23 protein-coding genes are annotated in these 21,958 nt (G+C 68.8%); 10 read left to right on the plus strand and 13 right to left on the minus strand.

Annotation, left to right across the window (positions count from 1 at the left end):
- Positions 1 to 14 precede the first annotated feature (14 nt).
- Positions 15 to 977 carry a rhomboid family intramembrane serine protease gene (locus ACSMFO_RS38430; RefSeq protein ID WP_084097980.1) on the plus strand — a complete coding sequence of 321 codons (963 nt, stop codon included), beginning with the start codon at positions 15 to 17 and terminating at the stop codon, positions 975 to 977.
- 260 nt (positions 978 to 1,237) lie between these two features.
- On the opposite strand, the gene ACSMFO_RS38435 is transcribed toward ACSMFO_RS38430, so the two are convergent.
- Positions 1,238 to 1,615, minus strand: coding sequence for a PH domain-containing protein (locus ACSMFO_RS38435; protein WP_436462337.1), 378 nt, complete (start codon positions 1,613 to 1,615; stop codon positions 1,238 to 1,240).
- Between the two features lie 118 nt (positions 1,616 to 1,733).
- Positions 1,734 to 2,000, minus strand: coding sequence for a cell division protein CrgA (gene crgA / locus ACSMFO_RS38440; protein ID WP_037308756.1), 267 nt, complete (start codon positions 1,998 to 2,000; stop codon positions 1,734 to 1,736).
- Between the two features lie 415 nt (positions 2,001 to 2,415).
- On the opposite strand from crgA, the gene ACSMFO_RS38445 reads away from it, so the two are divergent.
- Genes ACSMFO_RS38445 through ACSMFO_RS38455 form a run of 3 tightly spaced genes read left to right on the plus strand, consistent with a single transcriptional unit; the run spans position 2,416 to position 4,447 of the window.
- A complete protein-coding gene (locus ACSMFO_RS38445; RefSeq protein WP_143202463.1) occupies positions 2,416 to 3,312 on the plus strand; it encodes a class E sortase in 897 nt (298 codons plus the stop codon).
- On the plus strand, positions 3,312 to 3,467 hold the full coding sequence (locus ACSMFO_RS38450) for a hypothetical protein (protein WP_005161850.1): 156 nt from the start codon (positions 3,312 to 3,314) through the stop codon (positions 3,465 to 3,467). The genes ACSMFO_RS38445 and ACSMFO_RS38450 overlap by 1 nt, the downstream gene beginning before the upstream one ends.
- Positions 3,440 to 4,447 (plus strand): LLM class flavin-dependent oxidoreductase, encoded by a 1,008-nt coding sequence (locus ACSMFO_RS38455; RefSeq protein ID WP_436462345.1) that lies wholly within the window; start codon positions 3,440 to 3,442, stop codon positions 4,445 to 4,447. The genes ACSMFO_RS38450 and ACSMFO_RS38455 overlap by 28 nt, the downstream gene beginning before the upstream one ends.
- On the opposite strand, the gene ACSMFO_RS38460 is transcribed toward ACSMFO_RS38455, so the two are convergent.
- The 3 genes from ACSMFO_RS38460 to ACSMFO_RS38470 form a co-directional block, all read right to left on the minus strand.
- A complete protein-coding gene (locus ACSMFO_RS38460) occupies positions 4,444 to 4,836 on the minus strand; it encodes an SCO5389 family protein (RefSeq protein ID WP_005161845.1) in 393 nt (130 codons plus the stop codon). The genes ACSMFO_RS38455 and ACSMFO_RS38460 overlap by 4 nt on opposite strands.
- Positions 4,837 to 4,946: 110 nt before the next feature.
- The gene (locus tag ACSMFO_RS38465) at positions 4,947 to 5,681 is read right to left on the minus strand and encodes an ABC transporter permease (protein WP_436462338.1); all 735 of its coding nucleotides are present in this window, start codon (positions 5,679 to 5,681) and stop codon (positions 4,947 to 4,949) included.
- Positions 5,678 to 6,406, minus strand: coding sequence for an ABC transporter ATP-binding protein (locus ACSMFO_RS38470; RefSeq protein WP_436462339.1), 729 nt, complete (start codon positions 6,404 to 6,406; stop codon positions 5,678 to 5,680). The genes ACSMFO_RS38465 and ACSMFO_RS38470 overlap by 4 nt, the downstream gene beginning before the upstream one ends.
- Positions 6,407 to 6,539: 133 nt before the next feature.
- Here ACSMFO_RS38470 and ACSMFO_RS38475 point away from each other — a divergent pair, with 133 nt between their 5' ends.
- Positions 6,540 to 8,315, plus strand: coding sequence for a sensor domain-containing protein (locus ACSMFO_RS38475; RefSeq protein ID WP_436462340.1), 1,776 nt, complete (start codon positions 6,540 to 6,542; stop codon positions 8,313 to 8,315).
- A complete protein-coding gene (locus ACSMFO_RS38480) occupies positions 8,255 to 8,911 on the plus strand; it encodes a response regulator transcription factor (RefSeq protein ID WP_360094418.1) in 657 nt (218 codons plus the stop codon). The genes ACSMFO_RS38475 and ACSMFO_RS38480 overlap by 61 nt, the downstream gene beginning before the upstream one ends.
- 54 nt (positions 8,912 to 8,965) lie before the next feature.
- On the opposite strand, the gene ACSMFO_RS38485 is transcribed toward ACSMFO_RS38480, so the two are convergent.
- Complete coding sequence (locus tag ACSMFO_RS38485) at positions 8,966 to 10,285, minus strand: FAD-dependent oxidoreductase (protein ID WP_360094466.1); 1,320 nt, start codon at positions 10,283 to 10,285, stop codon at positions 8,966 to 8,968.
- 111 nt (positions 10,286 to 10,396) lie between these two features.
- On the opposite strand from ACSMFO_RS38485, the gene ACSMFO_RS38490 reads away from it, so the two are divergent.
- Genes ACSMFO_RS38490 through ACSMFO_RS38505 form a run of 4 tightly spaced genes read left to right on the plus strand, consistent with a single transcriptional unit; the run spans position 10,397 to position 13,021 of the window.
- The gene (locus tag ACSMFO_RS38490; RefSeq protein ID WP_436462341.1) at positions 10,397 to 11,041 is read left to right on the plus strand and encodes an aminodeoxychorismate/anthranilate synthase component II; all 645 of its coding nucleotides are present in this window, start codon (positions 10,397 to 10,399) and stop codon (positions 11,039 to 11,041) included.
- Positions 11,038 to 11,850, plus strand: coding sequence for an ABC transporter ATP-binding protein (locus ACSMFO_RS38495; RefSeq protein ID WP_436462342.1), 813 nt, complete (start codon positions 11,038 to 11,040; stop codon positions 11,848 to 11,850). The genes ACSMFO_RS38490 and ACSMFO_RS38495 overlap by 4 nt, the downstream gene beginning before the upstream one ends.
- On the plus strand, positions 11,838 to 12,482 hold the full coding sequence (locus ACSMFO_RS38500; protein WP_360094409.1) for a hypothetical protein: 645 nt from the start codon (positions 11,838 to 11,840) through the stop codon (positions 12,480 to 12,482). Before ACSMFO_RS38495 ends, ACSMFO_RS38500 begins: the two co-directional genes overlap by 13 nt.
- Positions 12,482 to 13,021: an AAA family ATPase gene (locus ACSMFO_RS38505; RefSeq protein WP_436462343.1), complete on the plus strand. Its 540-nt coding sequence runs from the start codon at positions 12,482 to 12,484 to the stop codon at positions 13,019 to 13,021. Before ACSMFO_RS38500 ends, ACSMFO_RS38505 begins: the two co-directional genes overlap by 1 nt.
- 50 nt (positions 13,022 to 13,071) lie before the next feature.
- Here ACSMFO_RS38505 and pknB read toward each other — a convergent pair whose 3' ends face one another.
- The 7 genes from pknB to ACSMFO_RS38540 form a co-directional block, all read right to left on the minus strand.
- Entirely contained in the window at positions 13,072 to 15,033 is a 1,962-nt protein-coding gene (gene pknB, locus ACSMFO_RS38510) for a Stk1 family PASTA domain-containing Ser/Thr kinase (RefSeq protein ID WP_436462346.1), read from the minus strand.
- Positions 15,030 to 16,337: a protein kinase domain-containing protein gene (locus tag ACSMFO_RS38515; protein ID WP_350574155.1), complete on the minus strand. Its 1,308-nt coding sequence runs from the start codon at positions 16,335 to 16,337 to the stop codon at positions 15,030 to 15,032. Before ACSMFO_RS38515 ends, pknB begins: the two co-directional genes overlap by 4 nt.
- Before the next feature lie 3 nt (positions 16,338 to 16,340).
- The gene (locus tag ACSMFO_RS38520) at positions 16,341 to 17,804 is read right to left on the minus strand and encodes a peptidoglycan D,D-transpeptidase FtsI family protein (RefSeq protein WP_038507099.1); all 1,464 of its coding nucleotides are present in this window, start codon (positions 17,802 to 17,804) and stop codon (positions 16,341 to 16,343) included.
- Complete coding sequence (locus ACSMFO_RS38525; protein ID WP_038507100.1) at positions 17,801 to 19,279, minus strand: FtsW/RodA/SpoVE family cell cycle protein; 1,479 nt, start codon at positions 19,277 to 19,279, stop codon at positions 17,801 to 17,803. Before ACSMFO_RS38525 ends, ACSMFO_RS38520 begins: the two co-directional genes overlap by 4 nt.
- Positions 19,279 to 20,676 carry a PP2C family protein-serine/threonine phosphatase gene (locus ACSMFO_RS38530; protein ID WP_016330504.1) on the minus strand — a complete coding sequence of 466 codons (1,398 nt, stop codon included), beginning with the start codon at positions 20,674 to 20,676 and terminating at the stop codon, positions 19,279 to 19,281. Before ACSMFO_RS38530 ends, ACSMFO_RS38525 begins: the two co-directional genes overlap by 1 nt.
- Entirely contained in the window at positions 20,673 to 21,140 is a 468-nt protein-coding gene (locus tag ACSMFO_RS38535) for an FHA domain-containing protein FhaB/FipA (RefSeq protein WP_007030429.1), read from the minus strand. The genes ACSMFO_RS38530 and ACSMFO_RS38535 overlap by 4 nt, the downstream gene beginning before the upstream one ends.
- 160 nt (positions 21,141 to 21,300) lie before the next feature.
- On the minus strand, positions 21,301 to 21,958 hold a 658-nt coding region (locus tag ACSMFO_RS38540; protein ID WP_436462344.1), incomplete at its 5' end, for an FHA domain-containing protein.

Below are 21,958 nucleotides of genomic sequence, written 5' to 3' on the forward strand. Positions count from 1 at the left end.
AGGTTGGTGGCATCGTGAGCCAACCACCGAATCCCCAGTACCAGCAGGCCGCCATGCCCGGCTGCTGGTGGCACCCGAACCGGCCGACCGGGCTGAGCTGTGCACGCTGCGAGCGTCCGGCCTGCCCGGATTGCCTGCGCGAAGCCGCCGTGGGCTTCCAGTGCACGGACTGCGTCCAGGCCGGTCGTCAGCAGGATCGCGCCCAGCAGAAGCAGTACCGCGACGCCGGCTACGGCTCGCGCACCCTCGCGGGCGCCCAGCCCGCCCGGACGGCTGTCGTGACGCCGGTCCTCCTGGCGCTGAACGTCATCGTCTTCCTCATCACGGTCGTCCAGTCCGGCAGCATCGCGAACAACAACTTCTCCGAGCTGTTCCAGTACGGCCAGCTGTGGAATCCCGCGACGCTGGCCGGCGACGAATGGTGGCGGATCCTCACTTCGGGCTTCCTCCAGTACGGCCTGCTGCACATCGCGAGCAACGCGTTCTCACTGTGGTTCGTGGGGCGCCCGCTGGAGACGGCGCTCGGCCGCGTCCCGTTCACGGTGCTCTACTTCGTCTCCCTGCTCGGCGGCTCGGCCGCGAACCTGGTCTTCAGCGACCTGGACGCCGTCCCCGTGGTCGGCGCGTCCGGCGCCATCTTCGGGCTCATCGGCGCGTACACGGTCATCGTCATCAAGCTGCGGCTCAACCCGACGTGGCTGCTGGTGATCCTGGGCCTGAACGTCTTCATCACCTTCCAGGTGCCCGGCATCTCGATCCTCGGGCACGCCGGCGGGTTCGTCGCGGGCCTCCTGGCCACCTTCGCGCTGTTGTACGCGCCGGACAAGAACCGGCTGAAATGGCAGCTCGGTGGGATCGCGATCGTCGTGGTGGCGATGATCGGGCTCGTCGTCTGGAAGGACTCGCAGACGATTTCCGCGACGTGTGAGCTCGCGACCAGCCGGGGTGTGCCCTCCTACGCCTGCTACCCGGAGTAGCCGCACTTCCTCCGAGTGGGTCATCCGAAAACCCGGATTTGGCACCCGCGGTCGCGCAGGCCGGGCAAGCCGCCGAGACCTGCCAGACCTAAACCAAACGCTATTTCCTAGGCTCGGGCAGCACCATCACGCTCCGTGTCGCCTACGTCGATTCGGCGTTGAAAATCTGCTTCGGCGATCCCGGCGGTGGTGGAAGACCAGCGGCCCTGGCACGTCAAAGCGAAGTTCAGCGGTTCGCTGCGGAACTGCGTCGTCCACTACTACGACAACGCCTGACCCTTGAGGGAGGTGAGGACGTCCAGTACGTCGCGGGGGTCCTCACCGAGGTCGATCCGGCCGAACACCAGCAGGTGGTCGCCGGATTCGACCTCCAGGGTCAGGCTGTCCCGGCCGAGCCGTCGCGTGGTGCGAAGCCGGAGCCGGGCTTCGGTCCAGGAGTAGCGGTGCGCACCGCCCACGGTCCTGGCCAGGAGTCCGCCGGGGCCTGCCGCCAGCCGGGGACGGAGCAGGGTGCCGTGCAACGCGAGCGCGCCGACGGACAGCATCGCGACCCCGGTCAGGACGGTGCCGCCGACGTCGCCGCCGATGGCCAGCCACAGCACGCCTGCCAGCAGCAACAGGGTGAGCACCCAGGCCACTACCACAACGTTCCGCTGCGGCGCCCACGAGGTGGGGTAGTTATCCACAGGGGTTATCCACACTGGGGATGAGTCACACCGGTGTAATTCGGCGTCAAGCCGCCATCCGGGGTAATGCTCACCGCCACCGCATCGTCATGAGCAACCCGGCGATCATCAGCACGAAACCGATGGCGAAGTTCGTGTTGCCCAGATCCGCCATGAAGGGGATCTTGTCGCCCGCGATGTAGTTGACGACCAGCCACAGCAGGCCGACCAGCATGAGGCCGAACATCACGATCTTGTAGAACAGGTTCGACGGGCCCGCGGCCTTGACCTTCACCGGCGTGCGGCGATCGGTCGGCGGGGTGTACGCCGTCTTCTTGCGGACCTTGGACTTCGGCATCGTGTTCCTCGCGTACTGTTCGGCTTCCCTGGTGGCGATGACCCGCTTTCGGGTGCGCAACCAGCGCCACGTGCACACGTTAACGTAAACGAGCGCCGCTGGGCACCGTCCGGGACCGGTCGATTTCCCGCACTGTGACAATGGTGTCACAGACGGTTCGGCAGTGGCTTGGTTCGAGACTGAGGAGCTTTGCGTGGCTGAGCGGGAAGAGCCGGGCGGGGACCGTCGGCGGTACTCCGAACGACCACCCGGCGGAGGCCGTCCGGCCCCCCGGCGTAGGCCGGAGGACTCAATCCCGCCGCGTCGCGGCCAGGGAGAAGCGCCGACACCGCGTCGGAGGCCTCAGGACGGCAGGGCATACGAAGGTCCTCCGCCGCGCCGCCGGAGCGAAGCGCCCCCGCCGCGCCGTCGTCCCATGCCGCCGCCGGGGTCGACCGAGGAGACCGTCATCTTCGAACCGGTCGGCGGTGGCACCGCGACCGAGGAACGTCCGCCGCCGCGCGAGCTGGGCAAGGGCGGCGTCGCCATCCGGACCGTCGGCGAGCTCCTCATCACCGCCGGCCTGGTGGTGCTGCTGTTCATGGTCTACGAGGTCTACGTGACCGACCTGTTCTCCGCGGGCAAACAGTCCGAGGCCAGTTCCGAGCTGGACGGCGAGTGGGGCAAGGATCGGCAGCTGCATCCGGAACTGGTCGACGGGAAGGCGTTCGCCAGGATCCATATCCCGGTGTTCGGCGCCGACTTCAACTTCACGATCCAGGAAGGCACCACCGAGGCCGCGCTCGAAGTCGGCCCCGGTCACTACAAGGGCACCGCGCTGCCGGGCGAACCGGGCAACTTCGCCGTCGCCGGCCACCGCGTCGGCAAGGGCGCGCCGTTCAACGACCTGGACAACCTCAGCTCCTGCGACCAGATCGTCATCGAGACGCAGACCGACTTCTACATCTACAAGGTGCTGCCGTACAAGGACGAGGTCGAAGGCTGGGCGGAGGGCAAGGGCGCGCAGCCGAAGTGCAAGAACGTCGGGACGCTGCGCAACCCGAACGCCGCCGACGGCGGGCCCTACGGCGAGACCAACGGCCGCCGTATCGTGTTCCCGACCAAGGGCGACACGGTGAACCCGGTGCCGTACAAGGATCCGGAGATCCTCCCGAAGGCCGAGCAGGTCTCGCTGCTCACGCTGACGACGTGTCACCCGCAGTTCTCGGCGAAGGAACGGCTCATCATCCACGCGGTGCTGGCCCAGCAGGTGCCGAAGAACCAGGTCGGCTCCTACGCCGAACTCCTGCCCAAGATCTCGGAGGCGCGCTGATGTACGGCTGGATCTGGCGCAAGCTGCCGGGCCCCTTCGCGGTGAAACTGGCGACGGCGGTCGTGCTGGCGCTCGGGATCGTGGCGCTGCTGATGTTCGTCGTCTTCCCGTGGCTGGAACCGCGCCTCTGGTTCAACGAAGTGAGCGTCCAGTAGCCGCGCGGTTCGGCGTCTTCCTCGTCTCCGGCCGGTTTCCCGGCCAGGAGGACGCCGATGTGCTGCGCCGGTCGGTCGACGCCGCCATCGCCGCGGAGCGGGCCGGGTTCGACGACGTGTGGTTCGCCGAGCACCACTTCATGCCGTACGGCGTCTGTCCGTCCGCGATCACCCTCGCCGCGCACGTGCTCGGCCGCACCGAGCGGATCACCGTCGGCACCGCGGTGAGCGTGCTGTCCGTCGCGCATCCGGTGGCGCTCGCCGAACAGTGGTCGCTGCTCGACGCCGTTTCCGGCGGACGGCTGCGGATCGGCGTCGGCCGCGGCGGGCCGTGGCAGGACCTCGAGGTGTTCGGCACCGGCGCTTCGCGCTACGAAACGGGGTTCGAGGAGAGCCTCGACCTGATGCTCGCGGCGATGACGTCGAACACGGTCTCGGCCGACAGCGATCACTTCAAGTTCCGCGAGGTGCCGATGGTGCCGCGGCCGGAACGCGACCCGCGGCTGGTCGTGGCCTGCGGGGACGCCCGTTCGCGGGCGGTGCGGCTCGCCGCCGATCGTGGGCTGCCGATGCTGCTCGGGCTGCACACCGACGACGACGGCAAGCTCGAAACCCTTGCCGCGTACGGGGATTCCGCCGCCGAGCACGTGTCGACGGTGATGTGCCAGGTCGGGGACGACGCGCTGGACGTCGTGCGGTCCGCGTTGCCGGGTTCTCTGAAAGAGGGCTTCGCCGGACACGTGTACCTCGACGGCAAACGGGGCCTGGACAAGGATCCGGTGGCCTACACCGACAAACTGTGCGAGATGCACCCGATCGGCGGAGTGGAGTACTGCGTCGACAGGCTGGGAACGAGCATCCGGCGTACCGGGGTCTCCCACGTGATCATGATGGTGGAAGCGTCCGGTACGCCGGAGGGAACACTCGAGAACATCGCGCGGATCGGGGAAGAGGTCCTTCCCGTGCTACGCAGGGGTTAGCAGTCGCGCAGTTCCGGGCTCTGGTTCAGCAGCTGACCGCGGACGGAGACGAACGCGCGGTAGCGGTCACTGTCCACTTGGGACTTCTTGAACACGGCGACGCGGTGGCAGTTCTGGAACGCCAGCTTCACACCGAAGTGTCGTTCCAGGCCGCCGCGGATGGCGTCCGAGGCCAGCGCACGCAGCAGCTGACCGCGTTCGGCCTCGCTCGGCGGCGGCGTCTCGTTGTCGGCGAACCCGTCGGCCGCGCCCTCGGCCTCCGCGATGACACCGGTGATCACGGTCCAGGCGTAGGGCAGGGACTCCCGGACACAGGCGACGAATTCGGCGTCGGAGACCTCCCCGCGCTCGGCCTTCTCCAGCAGCGCGGGCGATACATCCAGAGACATCGAACCTCCGAGAGAGACACGGTGAACGTGGGCCATCTACCTGACTACTCACCCTCGGCCCGAGCCACAAGAGAAAACGATCATCATCACCACTTTGGCGGAAGCCGCCGTCACTCCCAGCGAAAGAGCTTCGCCGCCACGACACAACTGCCCACCGCGAAAGCCGCCAGAACGGCGAGTTGCAGCGGCTGGGCACCGGTACCGGTCCAGGCGTCTTCGAGGGCTTTGACGCCCGGCGGGATGTACGCGCCGATGTCGCGGACGGCCTCCGGAAGCAACGGACGCGGCAGCCAGACGCCGCCGAGGAACATGACCGGGATGTAGGCGATCATCGCGATCCCGCCCGCGGCGCGGCTGGTCTTGGCGACCGCCGCGGCGATCAGGCCGAGGCCGAAGATCGCGGTCGTGCCGAGGACGAACGTCAGCAGGAAGCCGAGCGGGTGACGCGGGCTGGGGACGTCGAAGACGACGCTTGCCGTCACGAGGAGGAAACCGACCCCTCCGATCGTCACGGTGACGTTGATGATCAGCTGCGCCACCAGCAGCTGAGCCGGGTGTACCGGGGTGGTGGCGAAGCGACGGAGAATGCCCTGTTCGCGGTAGGACGCGATGATCCCGGGGATCGCCTGCAGGCCCATCATGGCCATGGTGAGCACGATCATCGACGGCACCCAGGCGTCGAGGAAGCGCATACCCGTCGTCGTCCCGCTGTCCGCGCGAATGGCGGGGATGGCGCCGAGGATGGCCGTGATGGCCGTCGGCAGCACGAGCCCGCCGATGACGAAGCCGGGCGTGCGGAGGGCGAGTTTCGTTTCGATGAGGGTGATCTTGGCGAGCGTGTTCATTTCTTCTCCTGCGATCGGTCGCGGCCGGTCAGGGTCACGAAGGCTTCGTCCAAAGTGGATTTACCGGCGCGGTCACGGAGTTCGCCGGGGGTGCCGGTGGCGACCACGCGGCCGGCGTCGAAGATCGCCAGGCGGTCGCAGAGGCGTTCGGCCTCGTCCATGAAGTGCGTGACGAGGAGGACGGTGACGCCGGAGTCGCGCACGGTCTCGACGAGCTTCCAGGTGTCGCGGCGGGCGTGCGGGTCCAGTCCGGTGGTCAACTCGTCGAGGACGGCGACCTCGGGGCGCCCGACCAGCGCGAGCGCGATCGAGACGCGCTGCTTCTGGCCGCCGGAAAGCTTGCCGAAGTACTTGTCCCGCTGCTCGGTGAGACCCAGTTTCGCGAGCAGGCCGCCGGTGTCGGCGGGGTTCGCGTAGAAGGACGCGTAGAGGTCGAGCGCCTCGTGGACCTTGATCTTGTCCGGCAGGTGGCTCTCCTGAAGCTGCGAGCCGAGGCGCTGCCGCAGCGCGTTGTGGTCCTTGCCGGGGTCGAGGCCGAGGATCGACATGGTGCCGGAGTCCGGCGTGCGCAGTCCCTGGAGGCATTCGACCGTGGTGGTCTTGCCTGCGCCGTTGGTCCCGAGGATCCCGAAGATCTCGCCTTGTTCCACGTGGAACGAAACGTCGTCGACCGCGACGTGCTCCCCGTACGTCTTGCGGAGGTTGGTGACTTCGATGAGTGGCATGCGAAAAACGTTATGGCGCAACGGACTTGGCCAGAATGGCGCTGAACCCACAGCTGGGGTGGGGCTGGACCCACCCCGATCGGGGGCCTGCGGTCACTGTGCCGGGACGGGGCGGTGGGGAAGACTTCGTCGCATGATCCGCACCTATCTCACCTCTGTGCGCCGGGGCTTCGTGCTCGCGGGCTTGGCGCTGGTGAGCTGGCTGGACCTGCTGCTCGAACTGGTGGGTTTCTGCCTGCTCTGCGTCGGCCTGGTCTTCGCCTACACACTCGCGCTCGAAGGGACGCGTCCGCGTGCCGCGCTCACCCGGCGGCTGGCCGGACGCTGGTGCGGTGTCGAGGTCGGGTCGCCCTATCGGCCGGCGCCGCCCGAACCGGAACGTGAGCGCGACGGCTGGTACCGCGACGGGAACAGCCTGTTCAAGCGGTCATGGTTCATCAAATGGACCAAACGGTTCGAGTGGATCTCCGACGATCCGGCGACCGGACGCGATCTCGGCTGGCAGCTGTGGAATCCGCTGGCCGGTCTGGTGCTGGTGCCCGCGGTCCTGCTGGCCGGGCCGCGTGCCCTCCGGCTGTACGGGACGTGGACGCGCTGGTGGCTCGGGCCTCGTCCGGCTCGCACCGGCGACGGCTGGATCAAGACGAGGCTGAAAGCGCTCGGTTTCCAGTTGGGGCTGTTCGCGCTTTCCGTCGCGCAGCTGGGTATGGCGATCCCGACGCTGCTCGTCCTGATCTGGCCGGCGCCGCTGTTCCCGGCGATGGTCGTCGCCGGTCGTTCGGTGACCGACACCCTGCGCCGCGAGGCCAAGAACTGGACCGGCGTGCGGATCGACCGGCCGTATCTGCCGGAGCCGCCGTTCCCCGTGCCGCGGGCGGACGGGATGTACCGGTACGGACGGCAGCTGTACGACACGCCATGGTGGCCGGCGCGGCTCGCGCGTTTGCGCTGGGCGATATCCGACCGCGCGACCTGGCGCGACCTGGCGGCCGCGGTGGTCAACTCCGTGGTGCTCCTGCTGATGGTGGTGCCGACGGCGGCGCTGGTGTTCGGCGGTCTCTGGGGTGTGGCGGCGCTCTGGATCTGGCGTCCGTTCGGGCAAGCGCTCGCGCTGACCCCGGTGGCCCTGGCGGCCTCCGCCGCCGGGCTGGTCCTGACACCCTGGCTCGCCCGTCTGGGAGCACGTTTCGCGAAGCTGCTTCTCGGTCCGACAGAGGCTTCGCGGCTGGGACAGCGTGTCGAGCGGTTGAAGCAGACACGGACGGACGCGTCGGTCGCGCAGGCCGCCGAGCTGCGGCGCATCGAGCGGGACCTGCACGACGGCGTCCAGTCGCGGCTGGTCGCGATGGGCATGAAGCTGGGCGCGGTCGAAGCGCTGATCGACAGCGACCCGGCCGCGGCGAAACGGCTGGCCGCCGAACTGCGGCAGACGTCGTCCGAGACGCTGACCGAGTTGCGGTTGCTGGTGCGGGGGATTCACCCGCCGGTGTTGTCCGAGCGTGGTCTCGGTGACGCGGTGCGCGCGATGGCGCTCGACAGTCCGCTGCGGGCTTCGGTGAACGGCACCCTGCCCCGGCTGGAGCAGCCCGCGGAGGCGTGCGCGTACTTCGCGGTCAGCGAGTTGCTGGGCAACGCCGCGAAGCACGGCGAGGCGCGGCGGGTGTCGATCGAACTGGGTTACGACGACGGTCTGCTGCGGATCGACGTGACCGACGACGGCAAGGGCGGCGCGAACGCGGCCCGGGGAAGCGGGATTCGCGGGATCGAACGCAGACTGGGCGCCTTCGACGGTACTTTTGCTCTGACCAGCCCGCTCGGCGGGCCGACGAAGGCGATCATGGAGATCCCGTGCCAGCTCGACCCCGATGCGTCGTCGCCGAGGACCAGTACCTCCTCCGAGACGGCTTGACGCATTTGCTGACCGCGCACGGTTTCGACGTCGTCGAGGCGGTGGGCACCGGTCCGGAACTGGAGCGGGCGCTGCGTACGCACCGGCCCGACGTTTCGGTTGTCGACGTCCGGATGCCGCCGACGCTCACCGACGAAGGACTTCAGGTCTCACTTGCCGTACGGCGCGACATCCCCGGACTGCCGATTCTCGTTCTGTCGCAACATGTCGAGCAGCTCTACGCGCGGGAACTCCTGGCCGACGGGGCCGGTGCGATCGGATACCTGTTGAAGGACAGGGTCTTCAACGCGGACCAGTTCATCGACGCGGTGCGCCGGGTGGCCGGCGGCGGCACCGCGATGGACCCCGAAGTGATCGCGAAACTGGTGGCGGGCAACGCATCCGACCCCCTCGCGGCGCTGACCCCGCGCGAACGCGAGGTGCTCGGCTTGATGGCCGAAGGCTGTTCCAACGCCGCCATCGCCGGACGGCTGCACTTCAGCGAAGGGGCCGTGGGGAAGCACACCGCGAACATCTTCGCGAAACTCGGCATCGTCGCCTCGGATGACACGAACCGCCGCGTTCTCGCGGTCCTCGCTTACCTCGGCTCCGCGTGAAGGCCCCCTTCCCTCGGCTCAGCCGAGGGAAGGGGGCCTTCACGCGCAGTTGGCTCAGCCTCGCGAGATGCGGGTCATTTCGTCGCGTTCCACGACCTTGACGCGCTCCCGGCCGTGCGGGACACCCAGCGACTTCTCGTGGGCGTCGAGCTTGCCCCAGCCTTCCCAGGTGGTGAAGGGAACGCCGCGTTCGGTCAGGAAGCCGAGGATCGCGTCGGGGTCCTCGACGGCCGGGGCCGTGAGGTTGTCGGCGTCGGCCAGCAGGCTCGCGATGGTTTCGGCCGCGTCGCCCTTGGTGTGGCCGATGAGGCCGACCGGCCCGCGCTTGATCCAGCCGGTCACGTAGACGCCCGGCACCTGCTCCTCGTCGATGTCCAGCACCCGGCCCGCCGTGTTCGGCACGGTCCCGGTGGTGTGGTCGAACGGGATCTCCGGCAGATGCGACGACAGGTAGCCCACCGCGCGGTAGACGGCCTGGACGTCCCAGTCGTGGAACTCGCCGGTGCCGCGCACGTTGCCGTCGCCGGTCAGTTCGGTGCGCTCGGTCCGTAGGCCGGTCACCTTGCCGTCTTCGCCGACGATCTCGCACGGCGAGTGCAGGAAGTGCAGGTGCAGCCGCTTCGGCCGGTCGCCCTGGTCGCGGATCGCCCACTCCTGCAGCGTCTTCACGACCATGTCGATCTGCTTCGACGCCCGCAGCGCGGCGATGCTGCCCTCGTCGAACTCGATGTCCTCGGGGTTGACGATGACCTCGACGTTCGGCGAGTGGTCCAGCTCGCGCAGCTCCAGCGGTGTGAACTTCGCCTGAGCCGGGCCGCGGCGGCCGAACACGTGCACGTCGGTGACCGGGCTGGCCTTCAGGCCCTGGTAGACGTTGTCCGGGATGTCGGTGCTGAGCAGCTCGTCGGCGGTCTTCGCGAGGATCCGCGCCACGTCGAGCGCCACGTTGCCGACGCCGAGGACCGCGACCGAGGTCGCGTTCAGCGGCCAGGTGCGCGGTACGTCCGGGTGCCCGTCGTACCAGGAGACGAAGTCGGCGGCGCCGTAGCTGCCGTCGAGGTCGATCCCGGGGATGTCGAGCGCGCGGTCGGCCATGGCGCCGGTCGAGAAGATCACGGCGTCGTAGAACTGACGCAGATCGTCGAGCTTGAGGTCGGTCCCGTAGTCGACGTTGCCCAACAGCCGGATGTTCGGCTTGTCGAGCACCTTGTGCAGGGCGGTGACGATGCCCTTGATCCGGGGGTGGTCGGGCGCGACGCCGTACCGGATCAGCCCGAACGGCGCCGGCATGCGCTCGAACAGGTCGATCGTCACGTCGGCGTCGGACTTGTCGAGGATGTCGGCGGCGTAGATGCCGGCCGGACCGGCACCCACGATGGCTACACGAAGAGAACGGCTCACTCCTACCACGGTAAGTTAGGCAGCCCTAACAATCATTGTGATCTGGCGTACGGTCCACCTGGTGGGAGCCGCTAAGCTGGTTTCATGCGCGTGCTCGTCGTCGACAACTACGACAGTTTTGTCTACAACCTGGTCCAGTATCTGGCCCAGCTCGGCGCCGACTGCACCGTCTGGCGTAACGACGTGGTGGAGCTCGACAAGCTCGGCGAGTTCGACGCGGTCCTCGTCTCTCCCGGCCCCGGAACCCCGGAACGCGCTGGTCAGAGCATGGACGTCATCCGCAAATGCGCCGAGGAGCACATCCCGATGCTCGGCGTCTGCCTCGGCCACCAGGCGCTCGGCGTGGTCTTCGGCGCCACCGTCGACCGCGCCCCGGAACTGCTGCACGGCAAGACCAGTCAAGTCCACCATTCGGGCGACGGAGTGCTCGCCGGGCTCCCCGCGCAATTCACCGCCACGCGGTATCACTCGCTGACCGTTTTGCCGGAAACCATCGACGAGGCCGTGTTCGAGATCACAGGTCGCACCGAGTCCGGTGTCGTGATGGGCATGCGGCACTGCGAGCTGCCGCTCGAAGGCGTCCAGTTCCACCCCGAGTCCGTGCTCACCCAGGGCGGTCACCGGATGCTGGCGAACTGGATGGCCTCCGCAGGCCACCCGGTCCCCGACGCCACGGTCAACGAACTCGAACAGGCGACTCGCGCGCTGCAGAAGGCCGCTGCTGCGTGACCTCGCTGATCCGGCTCGAAGGAGTCGGGAAGCGCTACGGCCGCAGTGAACCCGTGCTCGCCGACGTCGACCTCGACGTTCCGGCGGGCCGCGTGCTCGGCGTCCTCGGTTCGAACGGCTCGGGGAAGTCGACGCTGCTCAGGATCCTCGCGGCACTTGCCCGGGAGACCTCGGGAACCGTCGTGGGCGATCCGCGCGTCGGCTACCTGCCGGACCGCTTCCCGGCGGGACAGCGGATGAGCGCCAGGGCGTACCTGCGGCATATGGCCCGCGTCGACGGCCATGTCGACTTGTCGGCGATCGACCCCCTGCTGGACAGGCTGGCGCTGGTCGGCGGCCCGGACGCGCCCTTGCGGACGCTGTCGAAGGGCAACGCCCAAAAGGTCGGACTCGCCCAGGCGGTCCTCGCCGAGCCGGACCTGCTGATCCTCGACGAGCCCTGGTCCGGTCTCGACGTCGAAGCCCACACCGTGCTCGGCGAACTCGTCGCCGAGACCAAGGAGCGGGGTGCGAGCGTGGTCTTCACCGACCACCGCGCCTCGGTCGTGCACGCCCACGCCGACGACGTCTACCGGATCGACGACGGACTCCTGACCCGTGTCGAAGCGGTGGCGAAAACCGAGAGCGCGACAAGGATCGTCCTCCACGGCCCCAGCGTCGACTGGTCTTCGGAACCCGGCGTGAGCCACGTCGTGGCCGAGGACGGGAAGGTCGTCCTGACGGTCGAAGCCGGGCACGCCGACGCGGTCCTGCTGCGCGCGCTCAACCGGGGCTTTTCGGTCCGGGAGGTGGCGCCGTGCTCGCCATGACCCGCTACTACCTCGCGCTGCTCGGCCACTCCCAGCGCTATCTGCCCGCGATCCTCGCCTACATCGCGGTGAACACCGTGCTCTACACGGATCCGAAGTCACCGCTGCTGCCGCAGTACGGGATCAGCGCTGGTTCGCTCCTCGTGGTCTCGTGCTGGCTGACCATCGCGATGCTCGACGTCGAAGACCCGGTCCAGCGGCTGGTGACGTTCAGCCACGCACGACGTTGGCGATCGGTCCTCGGCGGCGCCACGCTGGCCGTCTTCGGCTGCGCGGTCGTGCTGATCCTCGTGACGGTGCTGTGGTCAGGGCTCCGGACCGGCGGTTTCACGATCGGCACCTTCGCGCTGGGCGCCTCGGCGCACGCGTTGTGCGCGCTGTTCGGGATCGCGATCGGCCTGCCCTGTTCACGGCTGCTGGTCCCGCGTGTCGGCTGGTCCGTCCTGGCCGCGATCTTCGCCCTCGCCGCGGTGCTCCTGGTGAAGTGGCTGCCGCTGGCCAATCCGCTGCTGCGCGCCTTGACCTCGCAACAACCTCTGACCGGCCCGTTCATCGTGGCCGTCGTGGCGGCGGTCTCCGCCTTGCTGCTGAGCGCCACGGCCGTCGGGTATCTGCTCCGGCGCAACGCCTGATGACGCGGCTCATCGTGCTCAACGGCCCGCCCGCCTGCGGGAAGTCGACCCTCGCCCGGTTGTACGCCGACGACCATCCGCTGACGTTGAACCTCGACATCGACCGGCTTCGCGGCCTGCTCGGCGCCTGGCGCGAGAACGCCGCGAAGGCCGGAACGCTCGCCCGCGACCTCGCCGTGAGCGCCGCTCGCACCCATCTGCTCGCGGGACACGACGTGATCATCCCGCAGTTCCTCGGCCGCGCCGATCTCCTCGAACGCCTCGAAACCCTCGCCGGCGAAACGGCCGCGGAGTTCCACGAGATCGTCCTCCTCGACACCAAGGACAACGTGCTCCGGCGGTTCGCCGAGCGCACGCGCGCGGCGGCGGAGCCCGAACACGTCGAGGCGCACGAGATGCTGGGCGGGCCCGAACGACTGGCGGAGATGTACGACCGGCTCGTGGCGCTCATCGCCACGCGACCGAAGGCGGTCGTGGTGCGGACCAGCGCCGGGCGGATTCAGCAGGCTTACCACGGACTGCTCGAAAAGCTGACATGAAAAGGGCCCCGCACGAAACCGTGCGGGGCCCTGCTCACGTCATCGCTGGATCACGGAGGCGGGAAGAGCCGCGAGCTCGACGTCGTCGACGTCTCGTCGCCTTCCACGATGAACAGCGTGATCGGCGCGTTCTTCGCGACCTTCGCACCGGCCTGCGGGTTGGTCTTGCTGACCTTGCCCGCCTGATCCCGGTCACCGTTCTTGTCGGCCTGCGTGTCCAGGGTTCCGTTCCAACCCAGCTGCTGCAGCTGCCGCGTCGCCTGCTCCTCGGTCATGCCCTTCAGGTTCGGCATGTCGAAGGTCTCCTGGTTGCCGTTCGACACGGACAGCTTGACCACTCCGCCGACAGGCAGCTTGCCACCGTTCGGGGTCTGGTCGATCACCGTGCCCTTGGGCTGGTCGGAGTCGACGTTGGTGACCTGCGGGGTGAACCCGGCCGCCTTCAACCCGGCTTCGGCCTCGGCCTGGGTCTTGCCCTTGTAGTTCGGGACCGTCTTCAGTTCCTTGGACTTGCCGACCGTGATGTCGACCTTCGAACCCTGGTCCACCTCGGCCTGCGCGCTCGGATTCTGCGACATGACCTTGCCGGCCTGGTTCGTGTCTTCGGTCTCGTCCTCGGTGGTCGCGCCGAGCTTCAGACCGGCTTCGGTCAGTGCCGCCGTCGCTTCGGTGACGGTCTTGCCCTTGAGGTCCGGGGTCTTGACCTTGCCCGGCTTCGCGCCGACGGTCAGCGTGATCTTGTCCGTGGTCGGTGCCACCTGGCCCTGGTTCGGGCTGATCGCGATGACCTTGTCGATGTCGTTCTCGTCGCAGGCGGGCAGCCCGTTGACGGCCTCGCCGGTGCAGGGCACCTTCTTGGTCGGCTCGAACGAGTTGAACCCAGCGCCCCGCAGCGTGTCCTTCGCCGAAGCCTCGGACTGACCCACGACCGTCGGGATCGCCTTGCTCTCCGCGCCGGTGCTGTTGAACGCGTTCGACAGCCACATGATCAGCAGCACGATGGCGGCCAGCGAGACCACGAGACCGGCGATGAGCCACGCCCGGCGCTTCTTCTTCGCGGCCGGGTCCTCTTCGTCTTCCTCGTACTGGTCGTAGCGCGGCGGCACCCGGCGGTCGGAGTCCATGACCTGGGTGCGCTCGTCCTCCGACATCACCATCGGCGCGGCCGGCCGCTGACCGGACAGCGTGCGGACGAGGTCCGAACGCATCTCCGCGGACGACTGGTACCGGTTCGCCGGGCCCTTCGCGAGCGCCTTGAGCACGACGGCGTCGAGCTCGGGCGCCACGGCCGGGTTCACCGACGACGGCGGGTTCGGGTCTTCCCGGACGTGCTGGTACGCCACCGCCACGGGCGAGTCGCCGGTGAAGGGCGGCTCGCCGGTGATGAGTTCGTACAGCACGCAGCCGGCGGCGTAGACGTCGGAACGCGCGTCGACGGACTCACCGCGGGCCTGCTCCGGCGAGAGGTACTGCGCCGTGCCGATCACCGCGGCGGTCTGCGTCATCGCGGACTGCCCGTCGTGCATGGCGCGCGCGATACCGAAGTCCATCACCTTGACGGCGCCGTTCTTCGTGATCATCACGTTCGCCGGTTTGACGTCGCGGTGCACGATGCCGTGCCGGTGCGAGAAGTCCAGTGCCGCGCAGACGTCGGCCATGACCTCCATGGCCCGCTTCTGCGACATCGGGCCTTCGGTCTTCACGATGTCGCGCAGAGTCCGTCCTTCGACGTACTCCATCACGATGTAGGGCAGCGGGCCGAACTCGGTGTTCGTCTCGCCGGTGTCGTAGACGGCGACGATCGCCGGGTGGTTCAGTGCCGCCGCGTTCTGTGCCTCGCGACGGAAACGTTCTTGGAACTGGGGATCCCGCGCCAGGTCGGCACGCAGGATCTTGATCGCCACCTCCCGGCCCAGGCGCACGTCGTGGCCGTGGTGGACCTCGGACATGCCTCCGTAGCCGAGCGTCTCGCCCAGCTCGTAGCGGTTGCTGAGCAGTCTTGGTGTGCTCATCTCTGCGTGCCGTTCCATTCCGTCCAAGGTTTGCTGCTCATCATTCCTGGATTCGCCTGTCCGGCCGGCTCCTCGGTGCCGCCCTCCGTCGGAACCGCGGGGTACGCGGATGTCGGCGGAGGACCTTCGGACTTCTTACCCGGAGCCGGCACGTGTTCACTCGTTTCCACGCCGCCCGACTGCGGTCCGTTGCCCGAACCGACCAGTCTCACGATGAGGAAGGCTCCTGCCACCAGTACTGCGATCAGGATCACCGCGAGCAGCAGCCACCAGCCCCATTGTGGCCGTCTGCCGGGCAGACGGCGGACCGCCATCGGCGGCGGGCCGGTGACCGGGTGCATCGCCGGATGCGACGCCGGTCCCACGGCCACCATCGGGTTCGGCGGGGAGTGCGGGCCGGGCGGCACCTGCTGCGGCAGCACGGGCTGGCCGGCCGAGTAGGCCACGTTCACCAGTCCGGACGGCGTCGGCAGGGGAAGCCCGGCGCGGACCGCGGCGACGGCGGCGGCGAACTCGCCGCCGCTGTTGTACCGCTGTCTCGGATCCTTGATCAGGGTCGCTTCGATCACCGCGCGGGCGCCCGGCGGCACGTCCGGCGGCAGCGGTGGCGGGAGGTCGCGGATGTGCATCATCGCGACCGTCACCGCGTTCTCCGAAAGGAACGGCCGGTGCCCGGTGAGGCATTCGTAGCCGCACACGGCCAGCGAGTAGACGTCGCTCGCCGGTTCGGCGTTGTGCCCGAGCGCCTGCTCGGGAGCGATGTAGTGGGCGGTGCCCATGACCATGCCGGACCTGGTCACCGGGGCGGCGTCGGCGGCCTTCGCGACACCGAAGTCGGTGATCTTCACCTGCCCGGCCGGGGTCACCATGATGTTGCCCGGTTTGACGTCGCGGTGCACGAGACCGGTTTCGTGCGCGGCCTGCAGCGCGTTACCGGCCTGCTCCAGGATGTCGAGGGTGCGCTCGGCGTTCAGCCGTCCTTCGCGGGTGATGATCGCGGCCAGCGGATCGCCTTCGACCAGCTCCATCACCAGATACGCGATCGACAGCTCGTCCGCGACCGTCTCGCCGTAGTCGTGCACCGCGGCGATGCCGGGGTGGTTCAGCGACGCGGTCATCCGCGCCTCGGTCCGGAACCGGTGCAGGAACTCGGCGTCGCCGGACAGCTCCGCCTTGAGGATCTTGACCGCGACCGTCCGGTCCAGCCGCGTGTCACTGGCCTGCCAGACCTCGCCCATCCCGCCGACGGCGATCCGGTTCGTCAGCTTGTACCGGTCGGCCAGCAGCTGACCCGAGGACAGCATCCGCTATCCACCCCCGAGCATGGCGTTGACGGCGGCGCGGCCGATCTCCGCGGCCACGGTGCCACCGGTCGCTTCGAGCCCGCGGTTGCCCCCGGACTCGACGATCACCGAGACGGCGATCTTCGGGTCCATCGCCGGCGCGAACCCGGTGTACCAGGCGTGCGGCGGGGTGTTCTTCGGGTCGTTGCCGTGCTCGGCGGTGCCGGTCTTGGAGGCGATCTGGATGTCGCCTCGTTTGCCGGCGCCCTTCGTGTTCTCCTCCGACGCCAGCATCATGTCGCGCAGGATCGCGGCGTTCGCGCTGGACATCGCGGCGTCGCCGGTCAGCTCGGTCGGCTTGTAGTCCTCGATGGTCGACAGGTTCGGCGCCAGCAGCGACTGCACCAGCTGCGGTTTCATCGCCATCCCGTTGTTGGCGATGGTCGCCGAAAGCAGGGCGTCCTGGATCGGGGTCAGCCGCACGTCCCGCTGCCCGATGGCGCTCTGGAACAGCGCCGCCTTCGACTCGAGGGGCCCGAGGGAGGAGGCGGCGACCCGCATCGGCACGGCCAGGTCCTCGCCGACACCGAAGTTCTTCGCCGTCGCGTTCAGCTTGTCCTTGCCGAGTTCTCCGGCGAGTTCGGCGAACGGCACGTTGCACGAGTACCGCAGCGCTTCCTTCAGCGTGCTGCCCTTGCAGGCCGCGCCGCCGTAGTTCTCCAGCGTCGTCTGCGTGCCGGGGAGCTTCACGTTGGGCGCGGTGTTGACCGGCATGTCCGCCGTCTTGCCGTTCTCGAGCGCGGCCGCGGTCACCAGCAGCTTGGCCGTCGAACCCGGCGGGTAGGTCTCCGAGATCGCGCGGTTCAGCATCGGCTTCTTCGGGTCGTCGCGCCACTGGCCCCAGGCCGCGATCTGCTCCTTGCCGACGTGCGAGGCGAGCTTGTTCGGGTCGTACGAGGGCGTCGAGACCATGGCCAGGATGCGCCCGGTCTTCGGCTCGATGGCGACCACCGAGCCGGTGTAGCCCTTCTGCGTCATCAGGTCGTACGCGGCCTTCTGCACGGCCGGGTTGATCGTCAGCCGCACGTTCCCGCCGCGCGGGTCGCGGCCGGTGACCATGTCCGACAGGCGCCGCACGAACAGTCGCGGGTCGGAGCCGTTGAGCACGTCGTCCTCGGATCGTTCGAGGCCGCCCGAGCCGTAGTTGATCGAGTAGTAGCCGGTGACCGGCGCGTACATCGGGCCGTCGGCGTAGGTCCGGATGAACTTGTACTTGTCGTTCGACGGGTCGACCTTCGCGAGCGCGGCGCCGTCGGGCGTCACGATCAGCCCGCGCTGACGCGAGTACTCCTCGTAGAGCACTCGGAGGTTGCGCGAGTCGGTGCGGTAGTCGTCGGCCTTGACCACCTGGATGTAGGTGGCGTTGGCCAGCAGGAGCACCACCATGACGAGCATGGCGACGCCCACCTTGCGGAGCGGGGTGTTCACGAAGCGCTCCCCTCACCGTTCACGGACGGCCGCTGGACCATCACCGTGTGCGCTTCGGCGAGCGGCGCCTGCGGCTGCTGCGGCTTCGGCCGCACCGCGGGTTTGCGGGCGGCGTCGGAGATTCGGAGCAGGAGGGCCACCAGGATGTAGTTCGCGAGCAGTGAAGAACCACCGCGGGAGAGGAACGGGGCGGTGATCCCGGTGTTCGGGATCAGGTTCGTGACGCCGCCGACGACCACGAAGATCTGCATGACCAGGGCGAACGAGAGGCCGCCGCCGAGGAGTTTGCCGAAGGTGTCGCGGACCGCGAGGGCGCTGCGCATCCCGCGCATCGCCAGGATCAGGTACAGCATCAGCATCGCGGCGAGGCCGACGAAGCCCAGTTCCTCGCCGATCGCGGTGGTGATGAAGTCCGTCTTGGCCTCGGGGACCATGTCCGGCCGTCCGGCGCCGAGGCCGGTGCCGCCGACCCCGCCGGTGCCGAGCCCGAACAGCCCCTGCGCGACCTGGTAGCCGCCGCCCGCGTCGTCGTAGGTGGCGAGCGGGTCGATCCAGTTGCGGACGCGCTGCTGGACGTGCGTGAACAGGTTGTAGGCGATGATCGCGCCGGCGGCGAAGAAACCGACGCCCAGCACGACCCAGATGACCCGCTCGGTCGCGACGTACAGCATCACCAGCGTGACGCCGAAGAACAGCAGCGACGTCCCGAGGTCCTTCTCGAACACCAGCACGCCGAGGCAGGCGGCCGCCGCGATCAGGATCGGGCCGAGATCACGGGCACGCGGCAGCTCGACGCCGACGATCTTCTTGCCCGCGACCATGAACAGGTCCCGTTTCGTCACCAGGAACGAAGCGAAGAAGATCATCAGCAGGATCTTCGCGAACTCGCCGGGCTGGATCGAGAAGAACGGCAGCTTGATCCAGACCTTCGCGCCGTTGACCTCGGAAAGGCTCGACGGCAGCACCGCGGGCAGCGCGAGCGCCACGATGCCGACCAGACCACAGGTGTAGCCGTAGCGGGTCAGCGTGCGGTGATCGCTGATCACGACCAGCACCACCACGAACAGCACCAGCGAGATCGCCGTGAACAGCACCTGCTTGGTGACGTCCGGCGTGTACTCCTTGCCCTGCTGCACCGCGCGTTCCGCGAGCGCCAGGTCGATCCGGTGGATCATCACCAGGCCGAGCCCGTTCAGGAGCGCGACGCACGGCAGGATCACCGGGTCCGCGTACGGCGCCCAGCGGCGGACCGCCAGATGCGCCGCCGTCAGCACCCCGAGGTACGACAGCCCCAGCCAGATGATCGAGCTGGTGAGCTCCTGCTCCTGGTTCGCCTCGACCAGCACGAGCGCGACGGTGACGATGAACGTCGCGAACGCCAGGAGGACGAGTTCGGTCCCGCGCCGTTTGGGCAGCTCGCGGGGAGGGTTCGTGGCGAACTGGGCCGAAGCCGGATCGGCGATCGGCGTGCTCATCAGTTACCGCCCCCTGGTGCTGCCGTGGCCGGCGTCGAGCAGTCCCTCCCCGCTGGCTGGTTCGCCGAACTCGGCGAGGCGGGGGTAGAAGGGGCTGCCGCCGACGACGACACCGGAGGCGGTGACGAAGCGGAAGGCGGCGTGGAAGTCGAGCTGGTGTTCGGCTTGCAGTCGGCCAGCTGCTTGTGCGGCCGCAGGAAGTCGTCGATGTACTTGCGGGCGTCGTCGAGGTTGTCCTTCTTGACGCCGTTCTTCACCGCGATCCGCGCGTCTTCCTGCAACGCGGGCACCAGCAGCTTGTCGGTGCACAGCCCGCCCGGCGGGCACGAGCCCTGCTCGTAGGCGTGCAGGTCGATGCCGAGGATGCTGCCGGGGACGCCGCGGTAGATCACGACCTCCTCGCCGGGACCCTCGCCGACGTAGTACTGGCTCAGCACGAAATACCGCGTGGCGATCGCCGCCGCGGCCAGCACGATCAGGACGACCACCGCTCCCGCCAGCCAGCGAAATCGCCTCCGGCGCTTGACCTTGGGGTCCTCCTGTTGGGGCTGGACCTCCGGCCGCGGCTGCGGCGCGGGCTGAGTCAGCGCACGGGCGCGGGCGGCGGGGGAGTCCCCCTGGTGGAACTCGTCGCTGCCGTCCCCGGCGGCGCCGCCCACGATGGGCGCGTCCTCACCGAAGTCGACGTCGACGACGTCGGCGATGATCACCGTGACGTTGTCCGTGCCGCCGCCCTTGAGCGCCAGCTCGATCATCCGGTCCGCGCAGGCCTGCGGATCCGGGATCTGGATCGCCTCGGACAGCGTTTCGTCGCTGACCATGCCGGACAGGCCGTCCGAGCAGATCAGGTACCGGTCGCCGGCGCGGGCCTCGCGCACGGTCAGGCTCGGCTCGACCTCGTGGCCGGTGAGCGCCTTCAGCAGCAGCGACCGCTGCGGGTGCACCGCGGCCTCTTCCGGCGTGATCCGGCCCTGTTCGAGAAGTTCGTTGACGAAGCTGTCGTCCCGCGTGATCTGCGAGAACTGACCGCCGCGCATCAGATACGCCCGGGAGTCGCCGACGTGCACGACACCCATCCGCGAACCGGCGAACAGCACGGCGGTCAGGGTCGTGCCCATCCCGTCGAGGTCCGGGTCCTGCTGGACGAGCTCGGCGATGGCGGCGTTGCCGTTCTGGACGGCCTCTCTCAGCTGAGCGAGGAGATCGTCGCTGGGATCGTCGTCGTCGAGGGGGGCGAGGGAGGCGATGACGACCTTGCTGGCCACCTCACCCGCTGCGTGCCCACCCATGCCGTCGGCGAGGGCGAGCAGGCGGGGACCTGCGTACACGGAGTCCTGGTTGCTGGAACGCACCAGGCCCCGGTCGCTGCGAGCCGCGTAGCGGAGGACGAGAGTCATGGGCGAAGCTCGATCACCGTTTTGCCGATCCGGATGGGGACTCCGAGCGGGACCCGGAGGGGTGCCGTGACCTTAGCCCGGTCGAGGTACGTCCCGTTCGTCGAACCCAGATCTTCCACGTACCAATCCTCCCCGCGCAGGGCGATCCGGGCGTGCCGGGTCGACGCGTAGTCGTCGTCCAGCACCAGAGTCGAGTCGTCGGCGCGGCCGATCAGGATCGGCCTGCCGTCCAAGGCGATCCTGGTTCCCGCCAGCGCACCATGGGTCACGAGCAGCTGCTGCGGAGACTTCCCGCCGCGCGGCTTCTTGTTTTCCTTCTTCTTGCGGCCGAACGTCGGGACGGCCACTCGCAGCCCGGAGGCCGCGTACAGATCCGAACGGACGACACGCAACGCGGCGAACACGAAGAGCCAGAGCAGCACGAGAAAGCCCACCCTGGTGAGTTGAACGACCAGCTCTGGCACTTGTTGTGTCCGCTCCCGTTTCTCCTGTACGCCGCGGAGAGCGCGTGCCGTCCGGGATGGTCGGCTCCGAACGGCCTTGCTCTCCGCGTACGACCCGCGGTGCCGATCCACCACAGGTCCCGCACCGCAATTCTGCGATACCCCCTCCGGACGCCGCCGGTCAGCCCTGCGTACGGAACACGAGAGACGAGTGGCCCACGCGGATCACGTCGCCGTCGGCCAGCTGCCACGTCTGCACCGGGGTGCCGTTGACGGTCGTGCCGTTCGTCGAACCGATGTCCGCGAGCGTCGCGCTCTGGCCGTCCCAGGTGATCTCCAGGTGACGGCGCGAGACCCCGGTGTCCGGGAGCCGGAAGTCGGCGTCCTGGCCGCGGCCCACGACGTTCCCACCCTGCTTGAGCGAGTACGAACGGTTCGAGCCGTCGTCCAGCTGGAGGCTCGCGGTGAGCTGACGCCCGGCCGCCGGCTGGCCGCCGTAGCCGCCACCCTGCGCGTACGGGTCCGCGGCGGGCTGGCCGTACTGCTGCTGGCCACCGCCGTACTGGTCGTAGCCGCCGCCCTGCTGCTGGCCGCCGTACTGGTCGTACCCGGGCTGCTGGGCGGCGCCGCCGCCGTAGCCCTGGTCGTAGCCGCCTTGCTGCTGGCCGCCGTACTGGTCGTAGCCGGGCTGCTGGGCGGCGCCGCCGTAGCCCTGGTCGTACCCGGGCTGCTGCTGGCCGCCGTACTGGTCGTAGCCGGGCTGCTGGGCGGCGCCGCCGTAGCCCTGGTCGTACCCGGGCTGCTGCTGGCCGCCGTACTGGTCGTAGCCGGGCTGCTGG

The sequence above is a fragment of the Amycolatopsis sp. w19 genome (assembly GCF_051373225.1).
In the GTDB taxonomy this organism is placed as follows: domain Bacteria; phylum Actinomycetota; class Actinomycetes; order Mycobacteriales; family Pseudonocardiaceae; genus Amycolatopsis; species Amycolatopsis japonica.